Origin of the sequence: Bacillus toyonensis BCT-7112 (assembly GCF_000496285.1) — a bacterium.
GTDB lineage: Bacteria > Bacillota > Bacilli > Bacillales > Bacillaceae_G > Bacillus_A > Bacillus_A toyonensis.
Genome location: NC_022781.1, coordinates 4751792 through 4776741 on the forward strand (window position 1 = coordinate 4751792; position 24950 = coordinate 4776741).

Annotated in this window: 26 protein-coding genes; 22 read left to right on the top strand and 4 right to left on the bottom strand. The window is 34.2% G+C overall.

Annotation, left to right across the window (positions count from 1 at the left end):
• Positions 1–127 precede the first annotated feature (127 nt).
• The 3 genes from pbpC (at position 128) to BTOYO_RS24275 (ending at position 3816) form a co-directional block, all read left to right on the top strand.
• A complete protein-coding gene (gene pbpC, locus BTOYO_RS24265; protein WP_001227254.1) occupies positions 128–2113 on the top strand; it encodes a penicillin-binding protein 3 in 1986 nt (661 codons plus the stop codon).
• Between the two features lie 236 nt (positions 2114–2349).
• Complete coding sequence (locus tag BTOYO_RS24270; protein ID WP_000170039.1) at positions 2350–2985, top strand: FMN-dependent NADH-azoreductase; 636 nt, start codon at positions 2350–2352, stop codon at positions 2983–2985.
• Positions 2986–3096: 111 nt separating this feature from the next.
• Positions 3097–3816, top strand: a complete 720-nt coding sequence (locus tag BTOYO_RS24275; protein ID WP_000616563.1) for a lysophospholipid acyltransferase family protein — start codon at positions 3097–3099, stop codon at positions 3814–3816.
• A gap of 41 nt (positions 3817–3857) precedes the next feature.
• On the opposite strand, the gene trhA is transcribed toward BTOYO_RS24275, so the two are convergent.
• Positions 3858–4514 carry a PAQR family membrane homeostasis protein TrhA gene (gene trhA / locus BTOYO_RS24280; protein WP_000136879.1) on the bottom strand — a complete coding sequence of 219 codons (657 nt, stop codon included), beginning with the start codon at positions 4512–4514 and terminating at the stop codon, positions 3858–3860.
• A 213-nt stretch (positions 4515–4727) separates the two neighbouring features.
• On the opposite strand from trhA, the gene BTOYO_RS24285 reads away from it, so the two are divergent.
• From BTOYO_RS24285 to BTOYO_RS24300, 4 genes are all read left to right on the top strand, one after another.
• Positions 4728–4913: a twin-arginine translocase TatA/TatE family subunit gene (locus BTOYO_RS24285; protein ID WP_000492443.1), complete on the top strand. Its 186-nt coding sequence runs from the start codon at positions 4728–4730 to the stop codon at positions 4911–4913.
• A 42-nt stretch (positions 4914–4955) separates the two neighbouring features.
• Positions 4956–5699 carry a twin-arginine translocase subunit TatC gene (tatC, locus tag BTOYO_RS24290; protein ID WP_000390131.1) on the top strand — a complete coding sequence of 248 codons (744 nt, stop codon included), beginning with the start codon at positions 4956–4958 and terminating at the stop codon, positions 5697–5699.
• A 341-nt stretch (positions 5700–6040) separates the two neighbouring features.
• Complete coding sequence (locus BTOYO_RS24295; RefSeq protein ID WP_000629011.1) at positions 6041–6292, top strand: DUF2535 family protein; 252 nt, start codon at positions 6041–6043, stop codon at positions 6290–6292.
• 153 nt (positions 6293–6445) lie between these two features.
• Positions 6446–7288 carry a DegV family protein gene (locus BTOYO_RS24300; protein WP_001169476.1) on the top strand — a complete coding sequence of 281 codons (843 nt, stop codon included), beginning with the start codon at positions 6446–6448 and terminating at the stop codon, positions 7286–7288.
• Between the two features lie 335 nt (positions 7289–7623).
• Here the strand turns inward: BTOYO_RS24300 and BTOYO_RS24305 are convergent, their stop codons facing one another.
• Entirely contained in the window at positions 7624–8598 is a 975-nt protein-coding gene (locus BTOYO_RS24305) for an MBL fold metallo-hydrolase (RefSeq protein ID WP_001129605.1), read from the bottom strand.
• 335 nt (positions 8599–8933) lie between these two features.
• Between BTOYO_RS24305 and BTOYO_RS24310 the strand changes: the two genes are divergently transcribed.
• Positions 8934–9521: an SCO family protein gene (locus BTOYO_RS24310; RefSeq protein WP_000833349.1), complete on the top strand. Its 588-nt coding sequence runs from the start codon at positions 8934–8936 to the stop codon at positions 9519–9521.
• 34 nt (positions 9522–9555) lie between these two features.
• Here BTOYO_RS24310 and BTOYO_RS24315 read toward each other — a convergent pair whose 3' ends face one another.
• The gene (locus BTOYO_RS24315) at positions 9556–10020 is read right to left on the bottom strand and encodes an Hsp20/alpha crystallin family protein (protein ID WP_001288081.1); all 465 of its coding nucleotides are present in this window, start codon (positions 10018–10020) and stop codon (positions 9556–9558) included.
• Between the two features lie 217 nt (positions 10021–10237).
• Between BTOYO_RS24315 and asnB the strand changes: the two genes are divergently transcribed.
• From asnB to BTOYO_RS24360, 9 genes are all read left to right on the top strand, one after another.
• Positions 10238–12139 (top strand): asparagine synthase (glutamine-hydrolyzing), encoded by a 1902-nt coding sequence (gene asnB / locus BTOYO_RS24320; RefSeq protein WP_000333815.1) that lies wholly within the window; start codon positions 10238–10240, stop codon positions 12137–12139.
• A gap of 94 nt (positions 12140–12233) precedes the next feature.
• Positions 12234–12593, top strand: a complete 360-nt coding sequence (locus tag BTOYO_RS24325) for a GNAT family N-acetyltransferase (RefSeq protein ID WP_000559960.1) — start codon at positions 12234–12236, stop codon at positions 12591–12593.
• A 51-nt stretch (positions 12594–12644) separates the two neighbouring features.
• Positions 12645–12974, top strand: a complete 330-nt coding sequence (locus tag BTOYO_RS24330) for a hypothetical protein (protein ID WP_000200454.1) — start codon at positions 12645–12647, stop codon at positions 12972–12974.
• A 105-nt stretch (positions 12975–13079) separates the two neighbouring features.
• A complete protein-coding gene (locus tag BTOYO_RS24335; RefSeq protein ID WP_000779880.1) occupies positions 13080–14096 on the top strand; it encodes an N-acetylmuramoyl-L-alanine amidase in 1017 nt (338 codons plus the stop codon).
• Between the two features lie 234 nt (positions 14097–14330).
• The gene (locus BTOYO_RS24340; protein WP_000903334.1) at positions 14331–15293 is read left to right on the top strand and encodes an ABC transporter substrate-binding protein; all 963 of its coding nucleotides are present in this window, start codon (positions 14331–14333) and stop codon (positions 15291–15293) included.
• A 215-nt stretch (positions 15294–15508) separates the two neighbouring features.
• A complete protein-coding gene (gene dat / locus BTOYO_RS24345) occupies positions 15509–16384 on the top strand; it encodes a D-amino-acid transaminase (RefSeq protein WP_000648382.1) in 876 nt (291 codons plus the stop codon).
• A 97-nt stretch (positions 16385–16481) separates the two neighbouring features.
• A complete protein-coding gene (locus BTOYO_RS24350) occupies positions 16482–17129 on the top strand; it encodes a nitroreductase family protein (protein ID WP_001105130.1) in 648 nt (215 codons plus the stop codon).
• Between the two features lie 262 nt (positions 17130–17391).
• Complete coding sequence (locus BTOYO_RS24355; RefSeq protein WP_000713449.1) at positions 17392–17880, top strand: putative periplasmic lipoprotein; 489 nt, start codon at positions 17392–17394, stop codon at positions 17878–17880.
• Positions 17881–18316: 436 nt separating this feature from the next.
• Complete coding sequence (locus BTOYO_RS24360) at positions 18317–18865, top strand: cysteine hydrolase family protein (protein WP_000816780.1); 549 nt, start codon at positions 18317–18319, stop codon at positions 18863–18865.
• 33 nt (positions 18866–18898) lie between these two features.
• On the opposite strand, the gene BTOYO_RS24365 is transcribed toward BTOYO_RS24360, so the two are convergent.
• Complete coding sequence (locus BTOYO_RS24365) at positions 18899–19348, bottom strand: NUDIX hydrolase (RefSeq protein ID WP_000540499.1); 450 nt, start codon at positions 19346–19348, stop codon at positions 18899–18901.
• A 349-nt stretch (positions 19349–19697) separates the two neighbouring features.
• Between BTOYO_RS24365 and BTOYO_RS24370 the strand changes: the two genes are divergently transcribed.
• From BTOYO_RS24370 to adhP, 5 genes are all read left to right on the top strand, one after another.
• Entirely contained in the window at positions 19698–20591 is an 894-nt protein-coding gene (locus tag BTOYO_RS24370) for a mechanosensitive ion channel family protein (protein WP_000025244.1), read from the top strand.
• 224 nt (positions 20592–20815) lie between these two features.
• On the top strand, positions 20816–21934 hold the full coding sequence (gene casK / locus BTOYO_RS24375; protein WP_001008436.1) for a two-component system sensor histidine kinase CasK: 1119 nt from the start codon (positions 20816–20818) through the stop codon (positions 21932–21934).
• Between the two features lie 14 nt (positions 21935–21948).
• Entirely contained in the window at positions 21949–22584 is a 636-nt protein-coding gene (gene casR, locus BTOYO_RS24380) for a two-component system response regulator CasR (protein ID WP_000694638.1), read from the top strand.
• Between the two features lie 129 nt (positions 22585–22713).
• Positions 22714–23568, top strand: coding sequence for a MurR/RpiR family transcriptional regulator (locus tag BTOYO_RS24385; RefSeq protein ID WP_001119636.1), 855 nt, complete (start codon positions 22714–22716; stop codon positions 23566–23568).
• Between the two features lie 329 nt (positions 23569–23897).
• Entirely contained in the window at positions 23898–24935 is a 1038-nt protein-coding gene (gene adhP, locus BTOYO_RS24390; RefSeq protein ID WP_000649126.1) for an alcohol dehydrogenase AdhP, read from the top strand.
• Positions 24936–24950: the final 15 nt, after the last annotated feature.

A 24950-nucleotide genomic window follows, 5' to 3' on the forward strand; every position in this document is an offset into this window, starting at 1 on the left:
TTTTTTTTTATTTGTATTTATAAATGTAAGTTTATAGATGGTATTCAATAGTGCTATAATGAAAGGTAGCATGTGAAAAATGCTAAAATTTTCAAAAGTATTAATATAGAAAGAGGAGGAGAATCAGTTGAGAAAAATATGGGGGATTCTTTTTCTTTGCTTAACATTCATGTTAGTTGGATGTGGTAAAGAAGAAAAACCACAAGAAGCGTTTGATACATATGTGAAATCATGGAATAAACAAAAATTTGCAGATATGTACGATCAATTATCAGAAAATGCAAAAAAAGATATTTCCAAGAAAGAGTTTACTGAGAAATATGAAAAAATTTATTCTGGTATTGAAGTGAAAGACTTAAAGGTAGAAACAGGGGAAGTAAAAGAAGATAAAAAAGATGAAGGCCCTGTTCCTTTTAAAGTAAGCATGGATACAGTTGGTGGTAAAATCACTTTTGGTCATGAAGCAAAAATGGTGAAAGAAAAAGATGGAGATAAAGAATCTTGGAAAATAGATTGGACACCTGATTTCATTTTCCCTGGCATGACAAAAGATAGTAAAGTGCGTATGCAAACGACAGAGCCAAAACGTGGTGAAATATACGATCGTAATGGAAAAGGTCTTGCGACGAATGGGAAAGCTTCTGAGATCGGAATCGTTCCAGAAAAATTAGATGAAACTGCACCGCAAACGAAAGAAGCAGTAGCTAAGTTGTTAAATATGTCTGTAGAAGAAATTGATCAAAAACTAACTGCTAAATGGGTAAAACCAGGGTATCTTGTACCAATTGGAATTTTACCTGAAGGGGCAACGCAAAATACGTATATTGATTTACCTGGTGTTGCAACAAAACCTGTAAATGTTCGTACATATCCGTTAGGGGAAGCGGCAGCTCATCTAACTGGTTATATCGGAAAGATAAATGCTGAAGATTTAAAAACGCTACAAAAGAAAGGCTACCAAGCTGATGAGCCAGTTGGTAAAGCTGGATTAGAGCAAGTATTGGAAGAAAAGCTACGCGGTAAAAAAGGTGGCCGTGTCTTTGTAGAAGATGCACAAGGAAAAGAAATTAAAAATTTAGCAAAAACAGAAGCTGTTGATGGAGAAAATGTAACTTTAACTATCGATAGTGCTGTTCAAGAAAAAACGTATAATGAAATGAAGGGCGAAGTTGGTTCAAGTGCGGCAATTAATCCGAAAAGTGGAGAAACAATTGCACTTGTAAGTAGTCCAGCATATGATCCTAATTTAATTGCACGAGGAACATCGAAAGCACAACGTGAAGCTTGGAATAATGATCCGAAAAAACCGATGACGAACCGATTTACACAATTATCGGTACCAGGTTCTGTATTTAAGCCAATTACAGCTGCAATCGGTCTTGAAACGAAAACGATTGATCCAAAAGAAGAATTGAAAATTGAAGGATTGAAATGGACAAAAGATTCTTCTTGGGGCAATTATTACGTAACACGTGTGAAAGATGCAAATCCGATTGATTTGGATAAGGCAATGAAATATTCGGATAATATTTACTTCGCACAAGAAGCTTTAAAAATCGGAAAAGATAAATTTATGAGTGAAGCGAAAAAATTCGGATTCGATGAGAAATTACCAATTGAATATGGATTCCCAGCTTCTAAAATCGCAAATGATGGTATTAAAAATGATATTCAAATGGCAGATACAGGATATGGTCAAGGACAAGTGTTAATGACTCCTCTTCATCTAGCTTTAACATATGCGCCAATTGTAAATGATGGAACAATTCCGTCACCATATATCATTAAAACAGATAAACAACCAAAAGCTTGGAAAGAAAATGTCATTTCAAAAGGAAATCAGGATATATTAAAAACTGCTATGACTAAAGTAATTAATGATCCGGATGGTACAGGGAAAATTGCTAAAATCGATGGTATGACCCTTGCTGGAAAAACAGGTACAGCGGAATTAAAAGTATCTAAAGAGGCCGAAGGAAAAGAACTAGGCTGGTTCGCTGCATTTGATTTAAATGCACCTGATATGGTCATTACAATGATGATTGAAGATGTAAAAGGTAGAGGTGGAAGTAACATTCCAGCTGAAAAAGTGAAACATATTTTTCAAAAATAAAGGTTGATGAAGGACTATCTCCATGAAATATGGAGGTAGTTTTTTATTTAGTTAACATTTTAAATGGAAATATATAATTTATAGATTACAAAACAACTTATTAACTTACGAAAAAAAAGTAGCTATTTTTTATTGACATGAAGCGAGAGATTTTGTATTATACTTACATAAGGTAAGTTATTTACTTTCGAATTATAAATCTCAAATTAAAGATAAAATTAAAGGGAGAGAATACAATGACAAAAGTACTATTTATCACAGCAAATCCAAATTCAGCAGAAGGTTCTTTCGGAATGGCAGTAGGAGAAGCTTTCATCGAAGCTTATAAAAACGAGCATCCACAAGACGAAGTTGTAACAGTTGATTTATTCAATACGACTGTACCAGCAATTGATGCAGATGTATTTGCTGCTTGGGGTAAATTTGCAGCAGGTGAAGGCTTTGAAACTTTAACAGGAGTTCAACAACAAAAAGTTGCAGCAATGAACACAAACTTAGAAACATTTATGCATGCAGATCGTTATGTATTCGTAACTCCAATGTGGAACTTTAGCTATCCACCAGTAGTAAAAGCATACTTAGATAACTTAGCAATCGCAGGTAAAACATTCAAATATACTGAAAATGGTCCAGTTGGCTTATTAGAAGGCAAAAAAGCACTTCACATTCAAGCAACAGGTGGCGTTTATTCTGAAGGAGCATACGCAGCTGTAGACTTCGGTCGTAATCACTTGAAAACAGTATTAGGATTCATCGGTGTAAATGAAACTGAATATATTGCAGTTGAAGGTATGAATGCTAATCCTGAAAAAGCACAAGAAATTAAAGAAGCAGCAATTGCTAACGCACGTGAATTAGCAAAACGTTTCTAATATAGAATACTTAAAAATGTCCAAACACTTGTTGTTTGGACATTTTTTCTTCTTTTTCCTTCGTTTGTCTAGTATAATGAAGGTCGGAATGATAATAGGTGGGGGTTCTGTATGATTCAAACTTTTTTTAAAATCTTTTATTTAATTTTAATTGTAATTGCGATTACACCGAGAATGTGGCGTCTTAAAAAACAAGTAAATACGATGTCACCGCAAGAAAAAGATAATGCTGTGTATAAAACGACAAATTGGTTTGGTAAAAAAATGGTACGTGTTGCTGGTGGGGCAGTAGAAGTAAAAGGGCTTGAAAATGTTCCGAAAGACAAGCCGGTACTAGTTGTAAGTAATCATCAAAGTAATATGGATATTCCTGTTTTACTAGGTTACTTAAATAAACCAATTGGATTCGTTTCAAAGGCAGAGATTAAGAAGTTTCCAGTTGTACCAACTTGGATGGAACTTATGAATTGTGTATTTATGGTTCGTAATGATCGTCGTCAATCTCTTCAAGCGATTAAAGATGGAATTGAACTATTAAAGAATGGACATTCTATCGTAATTTTCCCTGAAGGAACGAGAAGTAAGGGTGGCGAAATTGGAGAGTTTAAAGCTGGTAGTTTTCACCTAGCAGTAAAATCTGGTGTAGCAATCTTACCTGTAGCGTTAGATGGTACATATAAAATGTTTGAAGCGAATGGAAATCGTATGAAACGAGCTCATGCAACAGTAACGATTTCTAAGCCGATTACACCTGAAGAGTATGCGAATATGGATATTAAAGAATTAACGAAGCATACACAGGATGTTATCGCATCACAATTACATAAGTAATAAAAAAGGTTTCAGCTTTCATCAAGCTGAAACCTTTTTTATTACGCTGCAGGTAAGACGTAAAAGAGTACACAGAAGAACATCATTGCACTACCGCCTAAAACGAAGAGGTGCCAAATGGCATGGTTGAAAGGTAGCTTTTCCCAAAGGAAGAAGATTGCCCCGACTGAATATAAAATGCCACCTGCTAAAAGTAGTGAAAAACCATGTCCAGTTAGATTTTCGTAAAGTGGTTTAATAGCAACGATTATGAGCCAGCCCATAATGATGTAACATAAAGTTGATGCTTTTATAAAACGGCGTACAAAGAAAATTTTGAAGACAATACCGCCAATTGCAAGTGTCCATATAATTGCGAGTAACGTCCAACCTAAAGGTCCACGAAGTGTAATGAGTAGAAAAGGAGTATATGTGCCAGCGATTAATAAATAGATGGCTGAGTGATCTAAAATAGTAAATAATTTTTCTACTTTTGGATGGTGAATGCTATGTAGCAACGTTGAAAACAAGTACAGTAAGAACATGCTTACACCATAAACGGTAAATGCAACAACAGCAGATGCAGTACCATGTTTAGACGCATGAATAATTAATATAATTAAGGCAGGGATGCTTAAAATGGCACCGATACCATGTGTTATTGCATTTGCAATTTCTTCTTTCACAAAATGTGTCATTCGTGTCATTTTTTCAGTCATAATGCAAATCCTTTCTACTATCATAAAATAATATGTCATTTCCCTTACCATATCATACACAAGAGCAATAGAAAATGAAATTTGTATAATTGATTATATTTTTGAATTTTTTTGACAAAAGACGATGGATTTGTTGACGTTTTCAAACTTTTTTGACAAAATAAAATTATGCAATAGTAGGACAAGAAATCTACTAATAAAGGGGATGGGGAAATGTTTTCAAATATTGGCTTTCCAGGGTTAATTTTAATCTTAGTAGCTGTACTAATATTATTTGGGCCTAAAAAATTGCCGGAAATCGGAAAGGCTTTAGGGGAAACGTTAAAAGAATTCAAAAAATCAACGAAAGAATTGACTGATGACGCATTTCAAGAGAAGGAAAAGAAAGAAAAAATGTAATGGATTTTCCTCGTAATGGATAAGTAAAGTGTGGTGAACGAGATGGAAGATCGGGAAATGAGTGTAGTAGAACATATCGTTGAGCTTCGCAAACGAGTAATTTATACAGTGTTATCCTTTGTATTATTTTTAATTATTGGATTTACTTTTACGAAGGATATTTATTTTTGGCTTGTAAAAGATTTACCAATGAAATTAACTGTTCTCGGTCCAAGTGATGTATTGTGGATTTTTTTCTCGATTGCTACAGTATTTGCTATCGTTTGTACAATTCCTTTTGCTGCTATACAAATTTGGTTATTTGTAAAACCAGGTTTACATCCAAATGAACAAAAGATGACTGTAATGTATATACCGGTATTGTCTATATTATTTATTGCAGGTTTAAGTTTTGGATATTTTATTGTAATGCCGTTTTTATTTCATTTTTTAACTACGATAGGTAATGAAATGTTTAATACGATGTTTACGACAGAAAAGTATTTTCATTTTGTACTTAATTTAACAGTTCCATTTGCTGTGATTTTTGAATTACCTGTAGTGGTAATGTTTTTAACGAGTATTGGCATACTTACGGCGGAGTTTCTAATAAAAATAAGAAGGTATGCTTACGTAGCATTGATTATCATTGCCTCGTGTATATCACCGCCAGATTTTTTATCTCATAGTTTAGTTGCGGTACCGCTTATTTGTATTTATGAAATTAGTATTGCCTTATCAAAGATTGTTAGTAAGCGAAAAAAGAAAAGGGAAGAAGAAATACAGTCGAAAAGTGCCTCGTTATAAAGGCACTTTTTTAATTATTTGTTATACTATGGCTATAAACGTATACAATATAAAGAAGAAAAAAATAATAGAATCTCCAAAATTTAGACAAACTTTGCACCTTTATAAGTTTATACTGAATGTATTAAGCAATTTACGGATAACGAGATTCCCGTCTCACGTGATAATTAGGACGGGGGATGGATTAGGTGGAGATGAATAGAGAATAAATCTACTAACCATAAGGACTAAAGGGATCATCTAAGGATACTTTTGTATTCAAAGGAGTCTCCACTTTAAACAACGTGTTACAGCGTAAAGTAGAGGAAGTTCAAAATCCAATGAAAAAGAGGATTGATATTGTGATTACGAAAAGTTTTTATTTCACTCATTCAACAGGGGATTGTATTAAAATATTCGAAATCCCTGTCCTACAGGCGCAGCATCCATTATCGTTTCTAATTCAGTCTCGTCTTCAATTATTTATTGCAAAAATTCAAAAACAAAAGCACCCAAGATTTTCGTATTCTTTCCGTGAATATTTACAAAAATGTTTGAAGTGGAATGATTATTTAAATGTATATAAAACAAATACCCTTGAAAAAAACGCATAAATTAGAGCAGGACAGAGTCAGGAATACTCTGTCTTTTTATTTTAGGTATAAAAATATAATTAATTTGATGAAATTTCGTTCGAAATTGTTGAAAGCATTAGGAATGCTAGTATAATAACAAGGAGAGCGTATTGGAAAGGGAAGAAGGATAGTATGCAAAAAATTAAAATTGTAACAGATTCAACGGCAGATTTATCACAAGATGTAATCGAGAAGTATGACATTCATGTTCTACCATTATCAATCTCTGTAAATGGACAAACATATTTAGATCGCGTTGATTTACAACCTGATGAGTTTATTGAAGAAATGATTAAATCAGAGGAACTACCAAAAACATCACAACCAGCTATGGGTACATTTGTAGAAATGTATGACAAGCTAGGTGAAGATGGAAGTGAAGTACTTTCTATCCATATGACAAGTGGAATGAGTGGTACTGTTGCGACTGCAAATAGTGCTGCATCGATGACTGATACAAAAGTAACAGTTGTTGATTCACAATTTATTACACATGCTTTAGCATATCAAGTAATAGAATCTGCAAAAATGGCAAATGAAGGACGCTCACTAGAAGAAATTTTAAAACGTGTAGATGAAGTGAGAAAGAATACTCGTTTATATGTAGTGGTAGATACATTAGAAAACTTAGTGAAGGGTGGACGTATCGGTAAAGGAAAAGCGTTTATCGGTTCGCTACTTAATATAAAGCCAATTGCTAGCCTTGAAGACGGTGTTTATAACCCTGTAACGAAAGTGCGCAGTCAAGGCCAAATTGTAAAAACGTTAGCTAAGTTATTTGAGCAAGATACAGCAGGAAAAGTTGTAAAAGCTGTTGCGATTCCGCATGCAAAAGCAATTCCTTTAGCTGAAAGTATGAAAGCAGCTGTGGAAAAAGTGAGTGGATTTACTCAATCAGAAATTTTCTATACAACGCCTATTATTAGTACTCATACAGGTCCGGGTGCAATTGGATTTATGTATTTAGCAGAGTAATAAAAAAGCTACTTGAAAATATATTTCAAGTAGCTTTTTTATCCCGCATTAACGGACAGTAAGACCCTCACCTCAAAATTCAGCGAAAGCAAAGAAGTTAGGTGTGAGATCAACGGTCCGTAAATGCCCGATTGGTGAAGGCTAATAATCAGTGGGGATGATGAACAACCCCCACTGATTAAAGTTTCACTTTATGTGAATAGAAAGTAAGAAATGAGAAGGGCTATACAGGCGCTCCCGCTAATGATGTAGCGAGTCTGTAAATATTCATTCATAGAAAACACCCTTTATGATTTTCTATATTATATGATGGATATAGAAAATAAGTAGTTACATTACACTTGTAAAGTTTCGATTTTTTCTTGTACTTGTTTTTTATTTGTGTCGCTATTATAAGTAAAAGTTTGGCCTAAAAAGAGTACATGCAGTTGTTCCCACGGTAACATACGTAAATTCCAATTACTTCGAAGTTTTGTTATTGCCTCGCGAGGTGTTTCATCAGCAAGTGCAAAAGCTCCGTAATGCATTGGAATAAAATGTGTCGCGTTTAAATCTAAATAAGCTTGCACTGCTTCTTCAGGGGAAACATGAGATACTTTCATAAACCATTCTGGTTCATAAGCGCCAATTGGCATAAGAGCAATATCAATTAAAAAGCGCTTTCCAATCTCTTTGAAACCCTGGAAATAGCCGCTGTCGCCACAAAAATAAATGGTTTCCAAAGTCGTTTCATTATCAATAATCCATCCACCCCAGTGAGATGTATTCATGTCAAATAAGGATCTTCTCGTCCAGTGCTGAGCAGGTACGAAGTGAAAAGAAACTTCATTAATCGTCGTACTTTCCCACCATTTATATTCTTCTACATGCGTAAATTTCTTACGAGTAAATAATTTTTTTAATCCGATAGGTACAAGATATAGAACATCATCATTTAACTGACGAAGAGTTGAAAAATCTAAATGATCATAATGACCGTGTGAAATAAGGACTATATCAATTTTAGGTAGTTCTTGTATAGTAAGACCTGGTTCAGTAAGCCTCGGAACTAACTTTAATTTATTTGCCCATACTGGATCTGTTAATATATTAAGTCCATTCGTTTGGATAAGAAAAGTAGAATGGCCCACCCATGTGACTGTCGTTTTTTCAACATTGCTTTGCAAAAATGCATTTTGTTTAACAGGTGATTGTTCTACTAAAAAAGAAAAGTCTTTTTTGTTCAGCTTTCGTTCTTTACGCCATCTTAAAAAAGAAAGAATTGATTTTTTTGTACTGACATTATCCATATTTTCATAGCGCTTTGCCATGAACATCACCTCATTTAAAATCGTTGTAGTTGTATTGTACCGAAATGTTGTTAAGGAATACAGTGTATAACATGGATTAATGTTTAATTAATTGTTAAAAAATAGGGAGAGGTATTTACAATTTTAACATTGAGCTTTGTTTTGCGAATACGATTTAGAGAAATAATAGTGAAAAAACATATTTTGTCTAGTAATTCGCTTGAAATTAAGAAGTATCATACGTAAATTCGTACGATTTCGTGAACAAATGCAGTAAACAATTTTCTCGTAGTGTTAACTTTTGTTATGATGAGCATAACCTATTTAAATTTAGGATAGAGAAAAGAGGTTTATAAATGAAGCGTTATCAAAAACTAATTGGTCTTATGGTTGTATTTTGTCTATTTGTACTCGCTGGATGTAGTGGATCAGGCTCAAAGCTTCGTAAACCATTAAATTGGGATTTAGAAACTTTCCAATTCACAAATCAAGATGGAAAACAATTTGGTACAAAAGATTTAAAAGGGAAAGTATGGGTTGCAGATTTTATGTTCACAAACTGTCAAACAGTTTGTCCGCCAATGACTGCTAATATGGCAAAATTACAGAAGATGGCAAAGGAAGAGAAGTTAGACGTTCAGTTTGTCTCGTTTAGTGTAGATCCAGATCTTGATAAACCAGAAAATCTGAAAGCTTTCATTCAAAAGTTTACAGAAGATACTAGTAATTGGAATTTATTGACGGGTTATTCGTTAGAAGATATTACAAAGTTTTCAAAAGATAATTTCCAATCACTTGTAGATAAGCCAGAGAACGGTCAAGTAATACATGGTACATCATTTTATTTAATTGATCAAAATGGAAAAGTAATGAAAAAGTATAGCGGTATTAGTAATACACCGTACGAAGATATAATACGTGATATGAAGCGATTAGTGGATTAAAAATAAGGGTGCGTAGCACCCTTATTTTTTTACATTAGTCTATAGATAAAATGTCATGCTGTTGTGGAAGTTTCGGTGCACGAATTTCTAACACACCATTTTGATAGGAAGCTTTCGCTGCTTTTTTATTAATGGAATAAGGCAATTTAATCATTCTTGCGGCTTCTGAAATAGACCGTTCTCGGCGATAATAGTTATGAGATGTTTGTTCTTCTGCCTCTTCAAGTATTTCTTCTTTTACAGAGACTTTTAAGTATTCGGTTTGTATTTCAATTTGAATTTGCTCTTTTTGTATACCCGGTAGTTCAGCGGTAACAACGAGTTCTTCATCAACTTCATATAAATCTACAGGGAATGTTAATAAACGATTTCCTTTTTGGAAAAAATGATTCAAATCAGCGATTACATTGCGAAGAGGTGTTTGCTCAAAAAAATCATCAATTTGCTTTAAATAATTGCGAACCGGTGGACGAGAAGAATCTTTTTTTTCTTCACTCATGGTATTCCCTCCTAGAAATCAATTTGCAATATCATATGACAAAAGCGGAGAAAGGTGATTGCCTAATTTTCATGTTTTCATAAAAAAATGTTAAAAATGTGAAATGGAGTGATTTTTTTATAGTTTTTGGTCGCCATATTGAGTTGATTATGCTAGTATAAATAGGGTTGATATAGTAGTATAGAAACAGAATGAAAACCGAAAGAGGGTAAGAAGTATGTGTGGTTTTGTAGGATGTTTATGTGAAAACCCTAGAGAGTTTTCAGAAACAGAAAAACATCAATTTGAAAATATGAACACGATGATTTTCCACCGCGGTCCAGATGACGAAGGATATTTTCGTGATGAACATGTACAATTTGGCTTCCGCCGTTTAAGTATCATTGACTTAGAGGCAGGACATCAGCCGCTAACTTATGAAAATGATCGATATGTAATTATTTTTAATGGTGAAATTTACAATTATGTAGAATTACGCGAAATGTTACTTGAAAAAGGTGCGACTTTCGCAACGCAATCTGATACAGAAGTTATCATTGCATTGTATGCACATATGAAAGAAAAATGTGTAGACTATCTTCGTGGTATGTTTGCATTTATGATTTGGGATCGTGAAGAAAAGAAACTTTTCGGTGCACGTGACCACTTTGGTATTAAACCATTATATATCGCGCAACAAGGTGATACTACATTCTTCGCATCTGAGAAGAAAAGTATTATGCATGTAATGGAAGACAAAGGGGTAAACCCAACGTCACTACAACATTACTTTACGTACCAATATGGTCCAGAACCAGAAACATTAACAATTGATGTTAATAAAATTGAGCCTGGTCATTATTTCGTAAAGGAAATCGGTAAAGAGATGGAAATCCATCGCTACTGGAAGCCTTATTTCAATGCTTCAAGCGCAACGAAAGAAGAGCATATCCAAGCAATTCGTGATGTATTATACGATTCAGTAAAAGTACATATGCGAAGTGATGTACCAGTAGGTTCATTCTTATCTGGTGGTATCGATTCATCTATTATCGCTTCTATCGCAAGAGAAATGAATCCGAACCTTTTAACGTTCTCTGTTGGTTTTGAACAACGTGGTTTCAGTGAAGTTGATGTTGCGAAAGAAACTGCTGAGAAATTAGGCGTTAAAAACCATAACGTATTTATTTCAGCGAAAGAATTTATGGATGAGTTCCCAAAAATTATTTGGCATATGGATGATCCTTTAGCAGATCCAGCAGCTGTACCATTGTACTTCGTTGCAAAAGAAGCACGTAAACATGTAACAGTTGTTCTTTCAGGGGAAGGCGCAGACGAGCTATTTGGTGGTTATAACATTTACCGTGAGCCAAACTCACTAAAAATGTTCTCGTACATTCCTAGCCCAGGTAAGAGCGTTCTAAAAGCATTAAGCGGTGCTCTTAAAGAAGGATTTAAAGGAAAGAGCTTCCTAGAGCGTGGATGTACGCCAATTGAGGAGCGCTACTATGGAAACGCGAAAATCTTCCGTGAAGAAGAGAAAGCGGAATTAATGAAGTTCTACAATGAAAGTGTTAACTATATGGATATCACGAAACCATTGTATAACGAGATTAAAGATTATGATGATGTAAGTAAAATGCAGTACATTGACATGTTCACGTGGTTACGTGGTGACATTTTATTAAAAGCTGATAAAATGACAATGGCAAACTCATTAGAACTTCGTGTACCGTTCTTAGATAAAGAAGTATTCGATGTTGCATCTAAAATTCCAACTGAATTAAAGATTGCTAACGGAACTACGAAAGCTATTTTACGTGAAGCAGCACGCGGAATCGTTCCAGATCACGTGTTAGATCGTAAAAAACTTGGATTCCCGGTACCAATTCGTCACTGGTTAAAAGATGAAATGCATGACTGGGCTATAAATATTATAAACGAAAGTAAAACAGATCATTTAATCGACAAACAGTATGTATTAAACTTACTGGAAGCACATTGTGCAGATAAAGGCGATTATAGCCGTAAAATTTGGACTGTACTTGCGTTTATGGTTTGGCACCAAATTTATGTTGAGCATAAATACGATACGAATAAGTTCCACGAAGAAACAAAACGTGCGTATAGCTTAGTTTAATAAGAAAAACCTTAAGACCGCATATGGTCTTAAGGTTTTTTTTCATAAATAGAACGTATTATTGATACAATAATAGTAAAAGGATGGACAACATATGATTGCGTTTGAAAAAGTAACAGTAGAAAATGAAAGCGTTGTTAAAGAAATGTTCCGCTCGCATAATGTAAGTGAGAAACAGGTGCAGTATTGCGTAAAAGTTGATGATACATATATTGGTGTAATAGATTACAGTGTTCAAGAAGAGAGTGTAGTTTTATCTCAATTAATAATTCATTTTGATTATCAAAGTTACGGATATGGAACAAATACGTATTTTACATTTGAAGAGATGATGAAACAAAGAGGTGTGAAAGAGATAAAAGTGTTACAAAAGGAATTAACAGAACAAGCAAAAACTTTCATAGAGAGCTTTGGCTTTAATGAAGAAGATGGAACATACGTGAAGAAAATATAACGATGATTAGTAATGTGCTAAAATAAATATAAGGCAGGTGGATACATGATAATGACTTCTGGTCTTGTATTAATTGGAGGATGTTTTATTTTGGCAGAACTAAGCCATAAGTTCATTCGGAAAAGAGCTAGTAAGAAAAGAAAGCCGTACGAATTACAATATGTACCTGTGTTTTTTATTTTGTTTTGCATGCTTGTTACAGTACAAAATATTACTAATTTCCCGCCACTTTTGAACATTTTTTTAAAGTTCGGTTTGTTATACAGCGGTGTTGGAATGGGTCTTTTATTTATTTTATTTTGCATACGTTATATTCACTATCAATCGTATATATTTATTTTAAATTGGTTAAAGCAAGATGATAGAAACCGCCTTACATAAGGTGGTTTTTTATTTGTAATTGTAACGGAACTTGTACATTTTACATAAAATAGGACGAGTAGCAATGTAAACCTATTACACGAAAGAAAGGAACGAGACAGTGATATGAAACTTGTAATAGACGCAGGTCACGGTGGATATGATTCTGGTGCTGTTGGTAATGGTTTAGTAGAAAAAAACTTAACACTTCAAATAGCGAGACGTGTGCGAGACATTCTATCTGCAAACTACCCAATTACTATTAAAATGACACGTGATAGTGATGTATTTATCTCTTTATCAGAACGTGCTAATATCGCTAATTCTTTTGGAGCAGATTACTTTATCTCATTTCATATAAATAGTGGCGGTGGAACTGGATTTGAAAGTTATATTTATAATGGGTTATCTAACAGTAGCTCCGCATATGCAAAGCAACAAAAAATTCATGCAGCAGTCAATCCTGTATTAACAAAATACGGCCTTCGTGACCGAGGGGCAAAAAAAGCAAATTATGCAGTACTAAGAGAGACTGCAATGGATGCAATTTTAACTGAGACTGCTTTTATTGATACAACGTTTGATGCAAATTTATTGAAAAACCCACAATTTATTGAAGATCTATGTCAAGCATATGTAAACGGAATAGCAGCTATTTTTGGAGTAGCTCCGAATCCAAATCCTCCAAATCCACAACCTCCAAATCCACAACCTCCAAACCCTCAGCCAACACCACAAACGAAGGGAATTGCTTATATACTTGGGAAAAATGTAAATTTAAGAAGTGGCCCATCAACATCATCTTCAGTAATTCGCCAATTAAACTCTCCAGAATCGTATGTCGTATATCAAGAAAGTAACGGATGGTTAGACTTAGGTAACGGACAGTGGGTGTATTATGACCCGTCTTACATTAATTTTGTAAAGACGAGCAATAGTGATGGTAGCGCAATCGGTGTCGCATATATACAAGGAACGAATGTGAATTTAAGAAGTGGTCCATCAACATCTTCTTCAGTAATTCGTAAATTAAATAAACCAGAATCTTATTTAGTATTTATTAATCAAAACAGTTGGTTGAACCTTGGTGGAAATCAGTGGGTGTATAATGATCCATCATATATTAAATATAATCGATATTAGGAAATAAATTTATAATGTAATATGAATGCGTATCTATATATAACATAGATACGCATTTTAAGAACGGCCATTATTTACATACTTATACAGATAGTTTCAAAAAGAAACATTTGAATAACGGATAGAATCTAAATAGTATATATTAAAAAAGTTCTCTGATATACATTGACAATGTATGTAATATACATTAACCTTTAGTTGTTAATGATAATCGATTTCATCTAGGGAGGACATATGTTACATACTAAAAAAATGTTTATGTTCTGCATTATGATACTTATGGTTATAATCGCAGGGTGTAGTAAAGAAGAAAAAAAAGAAAATGATCCATCAGCTAAAGCGAAAGATTCTTATACTGTAAAGCATGCAATGGGGGAAACAACAGTAAATGGTACACCTAAAAAAGTTGTTGTTTTAACAAATGAAGGTGCAGAGGCTCTTCTAGCTGTGGGAGTAACGCCAGTTGGAACTACGAAACCGCGTGCGGGTGATGAATGGTACCCTCATTTAGCGAAAGAGTTAAAAGATACGAAAGTTGTAGGAACTGAGCGTGATATTAATTTAGAGGCAGTAATGAAGCTTAAGCCGGATTTAATTATCGGGAATAAAATGCGTCATGAAAAAATATATGAACAATTGAAAGAAATCGCGCCAACTGTATACGCTGAAACATTGCGTGGAGATTGGAAGGAAAACTTTACGCTCTATACAAAGGCTGTAAATAAAGAAAAAGAAGGTCAAAAGGCAATTGAAGATTATAAAAAGCGTATTGAAGGAATGAAAGAGAAGCTAGGAGATAAATTAAGCTCTAAAGTTTCTATTATTCGCTTCGTTCCAGGTGATGTTCGTATATATCAAAAGAACTCATTCTCAGGTGTTGTTTTAAACGATATTGGATTTAAACGACCACCATTACAAGATAAAGATGAATTTGCGATAAAAGGAATTACAAAAGAACAAATTCCAAATATGGACGGGGACTACTTATTCTATTTCACATCTGATAAAGATGGCGATAAGAAGAATGAAGGAAACACGTTAGCAAAAGAATGGACAGAAGACCCACTCTTTAAGCAGCTACAAGCCTCTAAAAATAATAAAGTATTCCAAGTAGATGAAGTAATTTGGAATACAGCAGGCGGTATTAAAGCAGCAAACCTAATGCTAGATGATATTGAAAAATATTTTCTGAAATAAAGTTGAACCAATCAGGCGATTACGGGCCGTTATCTCCCACCTAACCTTGAGGTGAGAGTTTTACTGCCCGTCAATAGCGGGATAAATGAATGGCTGAGTGCATCACTTTAAATAGGTGATGCATTTTTTATTTATATAAATACAGAAAATTCCTTTTTTTCAGTCGTTTTAAGTTGTACAATAAAATCAATCACGTAATAAAGGAGTGGGAAGGAATGAAAGCTACTCATAAAGATTGGATTTTGTTTAATGGGAGAATTGTAAATACGAAGAAAGAACAGCCGATGGTTGCATTAGAAGAGCGAGGTTTCCAATTTGGTGATGGTATATATGAGGTATTCAGACTATACGATGGGAAGCCACATTTATTAGATTTACATTTGGAGCGTTTTTTTAAATCAATGGAAGAAATTAAACTCATTGCACCATTTACAAAGGAAGAGTTAGTAGAAGAGCTACATCAAATGATTGAAAAAAATCAATTTCAAGAAGATGGTAATGTATATTTACAAATATCAAGAGGTGCTCAAGCAAGAAACCATGTATATGAAAAAGACCTTCAACCAACGTATTTTGCAAATATTGTTTCGTTCCCAAGACCAGTCGCTACGATGGAAGTCGGTATAAAAGTAACGATAGAGGAGGATATAAGATGGAAATTTTGTCATATAAAATCATTAAATCTACTTCCTAATATCATGATTAAAAATAAAATAAATGAACAAGGATATCAAGAAGCGATTTTAGTGCGAGATGGAGTTGTAACAGAGGGATGTCATTCTAATTTTTTCATAGTAAAAAATGATAAACTGATTACACATCCAGCTGATCACTTTATTTTGCATGGTATTACTCGCTATTATGTTATAACATTAGCGAAAGAGTTACATATCGAAGTAGAAGAACGAGAATTTTCATTACAAGAGGTATATGAGGCGGATGAGTGCTTTTTTACAGCGACACCACTCGAAATATTCCCGGTTGTTCAAATTGGCGATGAACAGTTTGCTAGCGGCGAAAGAGGACCAATTACGAAAAAACTACAATCTGCATATGAAGAAAGTATTAGTTTGTTTAAAGTGACAAATTAATAATGAAGAAAAAAGCTGGTATTCCCCCAGCTTTTTTTCATGATATAATTCAAACATAGGACAGGTTTTGAAAACGCTGTAAAAGGGGATTTAATGTATGAATTATGAAGCTTTTAAAGAGGTAATCCACGGAAGAAGAAGTGTTAGAAAGTTTACAGAACAAGAAGTATCTACTAGTGATATAAAAGAAATTATTGATTGCGCTCGTTATGCACCGAGTGATACGAACTCGCAAACGTGGGAGTTCTTAGTCATTATGAATCGAGAGAAAATTAAAGAAATTGAACAAATGACTTGGGATGCATTACATAAACTTGCGGCAAAAGCAGCAGAAAATGGAGAAGAGAAAGCAGGGAAATTACTTACACGTTCTTTCGGGCCATATGCAACAGCTTTCTCTGAGGCACCAGTATTAATCGTATGTTTGGCAACACCTTATGAATCAAAGTTTCGTGAAAAGATATTTGATCCAATTGCCTTCGTTCCGGATGCAGTGTGGGAAGAGGAAGGAATTAAGAGTAGCTGTTTAGCGGCACAAAACTTAATGCTGGCTGCACATGCGAAGGGTCTTGGTACGTGTCCAATGACAGGGCCTGTATTGTTAGCTCAAAAAGAACTAAGACAATATTTCCAAATTGAGACCGAAAAACAAATAAATATGGTTATTTCACTCGGTTATCCGAAAGATAAACCGAAGAAACTTCCAAGAAAAGAAGTAGATGAGATTACAACGTTTATTTTTTAATCACCATATAGAAAAGACATTGAAATAACAATGTCTTTTTATTTTGGATAGGTATGTTATTAATTTGTTGGGCTAAAATGATAAATAAGATAAAATTACTATTTATTTCATTAAAAAAATTAATGTTCTATTAAGGAAAGTATGGTACAGTAATCGTGAGCAAGCTACTAGTATTTGTTCATGAAAGTGTTAAAAATAGTTTTAAAATTACAAAGTTATTTTTGTATAATAAATTATAATGAAATTACAGGGGGGATGAATTTTGAAGAAATTCATAATCGCTGGATTGTCTGTATTGTTATTAGTAGGCTGTGGTGCTCCAAAGGAAAAAGAGGATGCACAGTCAAATCAGGAAGAACAAGTTGTAAATGCGAGTGAGGAGAGTATGGTTGTATTTCCTGAAGGGGCAGTACCAATTGGAGAAGGGATAGTAAAAGTCATTACACCAGATGGTACTTCTGAAAACGGCAACACACCGACTGTATTTATCAAAAAAGATACTTTAATTCAGCAAGTTGAATTAGAACTTTCTAATTTTCAAAACGATAAAGAAACATTCGTATTTGTAGATCAAATATTTGCTGATAAACATCAAGTAACTAGTACAACACAGACAACAGTACAATTAAAAGAAAAGACACTTGAGACAGGTAGTCATACGATTACTGCAGCTCAGTTTGAAAATAATGACCCAAAAGGAAAAGTCATTAGCTTTAATCAAGCGACGTTTGAAACGAAGCCAGCATCTTAATTATGGATAAAAAGTACATTACTTAAAGTAGTAGTGTACTTTTTAATTTGGATATAAATGGGTTGTTGAGAATAATTTGTTTCACTTTCTAGTACGTATGAATAGTAAGAAATTACTCTTTATTACTAAGAAAGAGTAAGAGGTTGAAGGTGTGCAGCGATTTGTTCGTATTATCTTGCTTAGTATGATAATTTCGATAATCTGGTTTACTTTACACGAGGTGGTTGAAGTTACACTCAATTATCAAATCCATGACATGCTAATAGGAACAGTATGTTTTGTCATAGTATATCTGTTTTATGATAAACTTAGATTAAGTTAAGTTTTGCAAGAAAAATGTAGGTATTTCATTTGAAATGTCGAATAGTACATACGATGTCGTAATAACAAATTTTCTATTGTTTATTGTGAAACAGGAGAAGGAGAGATAGTAGTTATGAAACGAGCTCTTATTAATATCGATTATACATATGATTTTGTAGCTGAAAAAGGTGCTTTAACTTGCGGGAAACCAGGTCAAGAAATTGAGAAGGAACTTGTACATATAACGAAGCAATATATTGAAAATGGAGATTATGTAGTGTTTGCAATCGACAAACATGAAGAAAATGATGAATATCATCCAGAAGTAAAGTTGTTCCCTCCTCATAATATAGCAGGTACAAATGGAAGAGACTTATTCGGTGAATTACAAGATGTATACGAAAAATATAAAAATGATGCGAATGTATATTATATGGATAAAACGCGATACAGTGCATTTGCTGGAACAGATCTAGAGATGAAGTTGAGAGAACGAGGAATAGAAGAAGTTCATCTTGTAGGGGTGTGCACTGATATTTGTGTTCTTCATACAGCAGTAGATGCTTATAATAAAGGATTTAAAATTGTTGTATATGAAAAGGCAGTTGCATCTTTTAATGCGCAAGGACATGAATATGCACTTGGACATTTTAAATCTTGTTTACATGCAGAAGTGAAGTGAAAAAGAGGCCTTTGAAAAGGCCTCTTTTTACGTTTAAATTGAGACGACATTTTGCTCAATTAGTTTTTTTATGAACGGGCTAATGTTTTCTGGTAGCCCATTTAAATCAAAAAATTGTACATGTAATGATTCAACTCCGTCAGCTTTTAGCAAGCCACCTTTAATGTCTTTGCAAAGGTAAGCGATTGTTATAGGATAAAATTCATCTCCGTTCGCTAATTTCACAAAAAACTCTTTACCTGAAAATACACTTACTAACTGAAGTATACCAATTTCAATACCTGTTTCTTCAAGTACTTCTCGTCTTCCGGCTTCTTCTGTGGATTCACCAAGTTCCACAAAACCTCCAGGAACACCCCACATGCCATTTCGTCTTTGTTGTAGTAATATTTGTCCTTGGTCATTTAAAACAGCTACAGCAACTCCTGCTAAATTGAGTGGTCTTGATCCAACAATTTCTCTTAGTTCTTCGATATACCCCATTAATTGTAACCTCCGTGAAAAAAGTATCAAATGAATGATTCGGTGTTATGTGAATGTATTCCTTTAAATGAGGTAAGTATTACAAAGTTGTTTATAAAAATTTCTATTGTAATCTCCCTTTAGATTATTAAAAAGGGTATATTTATAGTAAATAGAAAAGGGCATCAGAAGTTGAAAGATTAATGAAAGGGTTATATTGTTGAAGATGTACTAGGGATACAAATACATAGTTAAGAAAGTAAAATGAAAGGTCAGGGGAAAAGTTACGAAAGAAAATTTTGAGATAATTAATAAGGAATTATAATAGATTAGCTCTACATGAAAATTTAAAAAATAAGGAAGTGGATAGATGAGTATATTAGCGTATACGGAGGAGTTTTTTAATTATGTAAGGGAGTTTTTACTATTAAGATTTTTACTATTTGCTTTAGTTCTTATCATTATTTCGTTTGTTATTAATCGCATTATTGATTGGTTTTTTAGAAAGTCCAGCTTTTTTGATGAAGAGGTAGAGCAGACGATTCAAAGTGTCATTCGATCTATTTTTAGATATATCATTATCATCAGTCTAATCATTTATTTAATTAGTCAGTTTGTAGATATAAAAAGTATCATTGCAGGTGCAGGGATAGCGGGAGTTGTCATTGGTTTTGCTGCGCAACAGATGCTAAAAGATGTCATATTAGGCTTTGCGAGATTAGCGGACAAAGAGTTTCGCGTTGGCGATTTTGTTACTTTTAATGGAACAAATTCAGGAACTATTGAGGAAATTAGTATTCGTTTTATGCAAATACGTGAATGGTCAGGAAAACTACTTACCATACCACATGGAGAGATTAGAACGATACAAAATTTTAATAAAGGGTGGATGCGAGTAATTGAACGCATCACGGTAAGTTATCAGGAAGACCCTACAAGAGTTAAGGAATTGTTAGAAGACGTATGTGTGATATGCAATGAAAATTTGGAACAAAGTTTGTATAGAGTAGAGGATGAGGCTGTTGAACCATTTAAATATGTTGGTGTTACAGACTTAAATCCTAACCTTAAATATGTTGGATATGAATTTTGTATTACAGGTTTAATTAAACCAGAAGATTATTTTGAAACTTCTAGACAAGTAAGGTTTGCATTAATGGCTATGTTCCATAAACATCAAGTGCAAATGCCAGCAGCGAATATGTTCGTTACTACTGAAAGTTTGCAGCATATCCGTGGAGAACAATTTTTGTCAGACAATTAAATAAAGCTTTACATTTAGAATTCTGATTTATAGATGTAGATGAGTCTTAGAGGGTTTAAAAGTAACTTCATTACTTGGCGTTGTTCAGTTTAAGAATTACGCGGTCAAAATTTAAAGGGAAAATAAAAAATGATTGATAAATAAAAAGAGCTGAAGGAATTCAGCTCTTTTTATTTGTAGAATTTAGAAATTTCTTAATGTTATAATGATAGTTGGTGATGAGAATGAACTTTGAAGAAAAAGAGATACATCGTTTAGAAGCATTAAAAGAAATTGCGGAATTGTTAAATGAAGCAACGAATTTACAGGACATGTTAGAAAAAGTTTTACATACATTGTTACAAGTTATGAATTTACAAACAGGGTGGATATTTTTTATTGATGAAAGTGGAAAGCACCGTATGCTTGTAGACGAAAACTTACCACCAGCTCTTACGTGGCAAGAGAAGAAGCCGATGTGTGAAGGAGACTGTTGGTGTGTAGAGCGTTTTGTGAATGGCAGATTAGAAAAAGCGACAAATATTATTGAATGTAAGCGAATAGAAGATGCGATTGAATGTAATTGGGGTGAAACAGAAGATGTTACACATCATGCGACAATTCCGCTTAGGTCCGGATCAGAGAAATTTGGTCTATTAAATGTGGCTGCACCTCATAAGACTCATTTTTCTGAGGAAGAGTTAGCGTTATTAGAAGCGATTGCATTTCAAATTGGAACGACAATACAACGTATTCAATTAGTGGAGAAAGAACGTAAATATGTAGTGGTAGCGGAAAGAAATCGATTGGCTCGTGATTTACATGATTCAGTAAAACAATTGTTATTTTCTATTATGCTAACAGCGAAAGGCACTCTGAATATGACGCAAGATAGAGGTCTGCAAGAGATGTTAAGTTATATTGGAGAATTATCACAAGAAGCATTACAAGAGATGACGCTATTAATTTGGCAATTAAGACCTGAAGGATTAGAGAAGGGATTAGCAGAAGCAATTCAAAATTACGGGAAGTTATTAGGAGTTCAAGTGGAAGTTCGAATTGATGGGATGGTTTCAATTGGGGATGAAATAGAAGAAGTTTTATGGCGTATTAGCCAAGAGGCGCTACATAATTGTAAAAAGCATGCTTCGTGTGAAAAGGTACATGTTCTTTTAAAAATAGAAAATAACCAGTTACATTTTTACATAGAAGACAATGGAATAGGATTTATACAAGAACAAGTAAGGGGATCAGCACTTGGTCTGAAAAGTATGAAGGAACGTATTCAGTTAATGAAGGGATCGTTTCAAATTACAACAGAGCTAAAAAAGGGTACAAAAATAGAAATTCAATTGCCGATTTGAAGGGGAGAATAAGGTTGAAGATTAAACTGCTACTAGTTGAGGATCATCATATCGTTCGAAGAGGACTTGTATTCTTCTTGAAAACGAGAGAAGAATTTGAAATTATTGGGGAAGCGGAAAATGGCGAAAAGGCATTACATTTCGTGCAAAAAGAAAAACCGGATGTCGTGCTAATGGATGTATCGATGCCGAAAATGGATGGAATTGAGGCAACAAAACGTATAAAGCAATACGATGAGACGATAAAGGTACTTATATTAAGTAGTTTTTCAGAGCAAGATTATGTTATACCAGCACTTGAAGCTGGAGCAGACGGTTATCAATTAAAAGAAGTACAACCTGAGCAACTTGTCGCTTCTATTATTGCAGTACATCAAGGAAATGCGAATTTTCACCCGAAAGTAACACCTGCATTAATGGGGCGTTCCGCAGTAAAGAAGGAAATAGAAAATCCTTTTTCAATGTTAACGAAAAGAGAGCAAGAGGTACTTCGCGAAATTGCGAAAGGAAGAAGCAACAAGGAAATTGCAGCAGAGCTTCACATTACAGAACAAACTGTGAAAACGCACGTTTCAAACGTTTTAGCTAAATTGGAAGTAGATGATCGTACACAAGCTGCATTATATGCGGTGAAGTATGGGGGAAACTAGTTATAAGTGTGTCATATGTTAAGGTAACATTTATAGGAACAAATAAATAATAGTATGATACCGAATAAAGGTTTTTCTTCTTTCAATAATTAGGTACAATATAGCTACAATGGAAGGGGAAGATATGCTATGCCTGGAACAAGAAGTGGGATTGGAAAAATTCAGGCTTCGTTAAACGGTTTGTCACCGAAATTGCGAAGTATTGCCGAACATATTTTGAAACATCCACAAGATGTTGTACATAAATCTATTACTGAATTAGCAGAAGTTACGAATAGTTCCGAAGCTACGATATTCCGCTTATGTAAACACCTTGGTTTGCAAGGGTTTCAAGATTTGAAAATTACATTAGCTCGTGAAATTGTACATACACCGATGCAAAATATTCATGAAGAAGTATCAGCAGAAGATAGTATGGTAACAGTTGCTAAAAAAGTTTTTCATTCGCATATTACAGGACTGCAAGATACATTACATTTGTTAAATGACACCGCACTTGAGAAAGCTGTACGAGCTTTGCAAGAAGCGAACCGAATTGAGTTTTACGGAAATGGTGGCTCTGGAATTATTGCGATGGATGCATATCATAAATTTATGAGAACGGGTATTTCTTGTATTGCTCATACAGATTCTCATTTTCAAATTATGGGTGCTGGTTTACTTACAAAAGAAGCAGTAATCATTGCAATTTCTCATTCTGGTAGTAATAAAGGATTATTGGAAGCGTTAGAAGTAGCAAAAGCAAGAGGAGCTTGCATTATTGCAATTACGAGCTATCAGAAATCAGCACTAAGTCAACTTGCTGATATAACACTTTATACTTCAACACGTGAAACAGAATTTCGTACGGAAGCAAGTTCATCACGCTTAGCGCAGCTAAGTTTATTAGATACTTTGTATGTAGGATTGTCGTTGCAACGACAAGAGGAAACACTACAAAATTTACAAAGTATACGTGAAACAATTTCGATGAAGCGAATATAAAAAAGCTCTTACAAATGAAGAGCTTTTTTTATATTGGTGGATCGTTTGATTATATAATCTCTAAATGTAGTTGATTTATTTTCCTGTAGAAAAATGCGACCTACTTATATTCATAAACTCTCATCTTTAATTCAGTTAAGAAATCGATTTATGCAATAATTCAAACATTGTTCATAATTTCACAATTTGCTTATGAAATGTCATGTTATGATGAACGTGTAATGATGATTGAACATTTAAATTTGGCGCAATAATTAGCCAAAATAGTGAGGACAGTAGTTGTGAGATGAACTCATTAAAACTCTAAAACACTAAAGGGGAGATCACATATGAAAGCAGTAGTGGTTAATAAAAACAGCAAAGCGAACATCGAGGTTATTGAAAAAGAATTACGTCCGTTACATTCAGGTGAAGCGTTAGTAGATGTAGAGTACTGTGGGGTTTGCCACACTGATTTACACGTTGCGAATCATGATTTTGGTAACACGGATGGCCGCATCCTTGGTCATGAAGGTGTAGGTATTGTTACTAAACTTGCTGATGATGTAACTTCACTTAAAGTTGGTGACCGTGTAAGTATTGCATGGATGTTCCAATCTTGTGGACGTTGTGAATATTGCGTAACTGGTAGAGAGACATTCTGTCGTGAAGTTAAAAATGCTGGTTATTCAGTAGATGGTGGTATGGCTGAACAATGTATCGTTACAGCTGATTATGCAGTGAAAGTACCAGAAGGATTAGATCCTGCTCAAGCATCATCAATTACATGTGCAGGCGTAACTACATATAAAGCTATTAAAGTATCAGATATTAAACCTGGTCAACCTATCGTCATCTATGGTTGTGGTGGATTAGGTAACTTAGCTATCCAATATGCTAAAAACGTATTTGGTGCAAAGGTAATTGCAGTAGATATTAATGATGATAAATTAGCCTTAGCAAAAGAGGTTGGTGCTGATATGACTATCAATCCAATTTCTCAAGGTCCTGCTGATAAGATAGTGCAAGATGAGTTTGGTGGTGCTTATGCTGCTGTAGTAACAGCCGTTTCTAAAGTAGCATTCAACTCAGCGGTTGATGCAGTACGTGCCTGTGGTAAAGTAGTTGCGGTAGGGTTACCAGTAGAAACTATGGATTTAAACATTCCACGACTTGTACTAGACGGAATTGAAGTAGTTGGCTCTCTAGTAGGTACTCGTAAGGATCTCGAAGAGGCATTTATGTTCGGTGCAGAAGGAAAAGTAGTACCGGTTGTTCAAACGTGTTCTCTAGATAAAGTACAAAATGTATTCGAAGAAATGGAACAAGGTAAAATTCAAGGGCGTATGGTAATCGATTTTAAACAGAATAGTTGTGATTGTAAATAATTCATTTTAAATATA

What these genes read in the sequence shown, in the direction of transcription:
- BTOYO_RS24270 (WP_000170039.1), top strand. Translation starts at nt 2,350, where the DNA reads ATGACAAAAGTACTATTTATCACAGCAAATCCAAATTCAGCAGAAGGT.
- BTOYO_RS24275 (WP_000616563.1), top strand. Translation starts at nt 3,097, where the DNA reads ATGATTCAAACTTTTTTTAAAATCTTTTATTTAATTTTAATTGTAATT.
- trhA (WP_000136879.1), bottom strand. Translation starts at nt 4,514, where the DNA reads ATGACTGAAAAAATGACACGAATGACACATTTTGTGAAAGAAGAAATT.
- BTOYO_RS24285 (WP_000492443.1), top strand. Translation starts at nt 4,728, where the DNA reads ATGTTTTCAAATATTGGCTTTCCAGGGTTAATTTTAATCTTAGTAGCT.
- tatC (WP_000390131.1), top strand. Translation starts at nt 4,956, where the DNA reads ATGGAAGATCGGGAAATGAGTGTAGTAGAACATATCGTTGAGCTTCGC.
- BTOYO_RS24300 (WP_001169476.1), top strand. Translation starts at nt 6,446, where the DNA reads ATGCAAAAAATTAAAATTGTAACAGATTCAACGGCAGATTTATCACAA.
- BTOYO_RS24305 (WP_001129605.1), bottom strand. Translation starts at nt 8,598, where the DNA reads ATGGCAAAGCGCTATGAAAATATGGATAATGTCAGTACAAAAAAATCA.
- BTOYO_RS24310 (WP_000833349.1), top strand. Translation starts at nt 8,934, where the DNA reads ATGAAGCGTTATCAAAAACTAATTGGTCTTATGGTTGTATTTTGTCTA.
- BTOYO_RS24315 (WP_001288081.1), bottom strand. Translation starts at nt 10,020, where the DNA reads ATGAGTGAAGAAAAAAAAGATTCTTCTCGTCCACCGGTTCGCAATTAT.
- asnB (WP_000333815.1), top strand. Translation starts at nt 10,238, where the DNA reads ATGTGTGGTTTTGTAGGATGTTTATGTGAAAACCCTAGAGAGTTTTCA.
- BTOYO_RS24325 (WP_000559960.1), top strand. Translation starts at nt 12,234, where the DNA reads ATGATTGCGTTTGAAAAAGTAACAGTAGAAAATGAAAGCGTTGTTAAA.
- BTOYO_RS24330 (WP_000200454.1), top strand. Translation starts at nt 12,645, where the DNA reads ATGACTTCTGGTCTTGTATTAATTGGAGGATGTTTTATTTTGGCAGAA.
- BTOYO_RS24335 (WP_000779880.1), top strand. Translation starts at nt 13,080, where the DNA reads ATGAAACTTGTAATAGACGCAGGTCACGGTGGATATGATTCTGGTGCT.
- BTOYO_RS24340 (WP_000903334.1), top strand. Translation starts at nt 14,331, where the DNA reads ATGTTACATACTAAAAAAATGTTTATGTTCTGCATTATGATACTTATG.
- dat (WP_000648382.1), top strand. Translation starts at nt 15,509, where the DNA reads ATGAAAGCTACTCATAAAGATTGGATTTTGTTTAATGGGAGAATTGTA.
- BTOYO_RS24350 (WP_001105130.1), top strand. Translation starts at nt 16,482, where the DNA reads ATGAATTATGAAGCTTTTAAAGAGGTAATCCACGGAAGAAGAAGTGTT.
- BTOYO_RS24360 (WP_000816780.1), top strand. Translation starts at nt 18,317, where the DNA reads ATGAAACGAGCTCTTATTAATATCGATTATACATATGATTTTGTAGCT.
- BTOYO_RS24365 (WP_000540499.1), bottom strand. Translation starts at nt 19,348, where the DNA reads ATGGGGTATATCGAAGAACTAAGAGAAATTGTTGGATCAAGACCACTC.
- BTOYO_RS24370 (WP_000025244.1), top strand. Translation starts at nt 19,698, where the DNA reads ATGAGTATATTAGCGTATACGGAGGAGTTTTTTAATTATGTAAGGGAG.
- casK (WP_001008436.1), top strand. Translation starts at nt 20,816, where the DNA reads ATGAACTTTGAAGAAAAAGAGATACATCGTTTAGAAGCATTAAAAGAA.
- BTOYO_RS24385 (WP_001119636.1), top strand. Translation starts at nt 22,714, where the DNA reads ATGCCTGGAACAAGAAGTGGGATTGGAAAAATTCAGGCTTCGTTAAAC.
- adhP (WP_000649126.1), top strand. Translation starts at nt 23,898, where the DNA reads ATGAAAGCAGTAGTGGTTAATAAAAACAGCAAAGCGAACATCGAGGTT.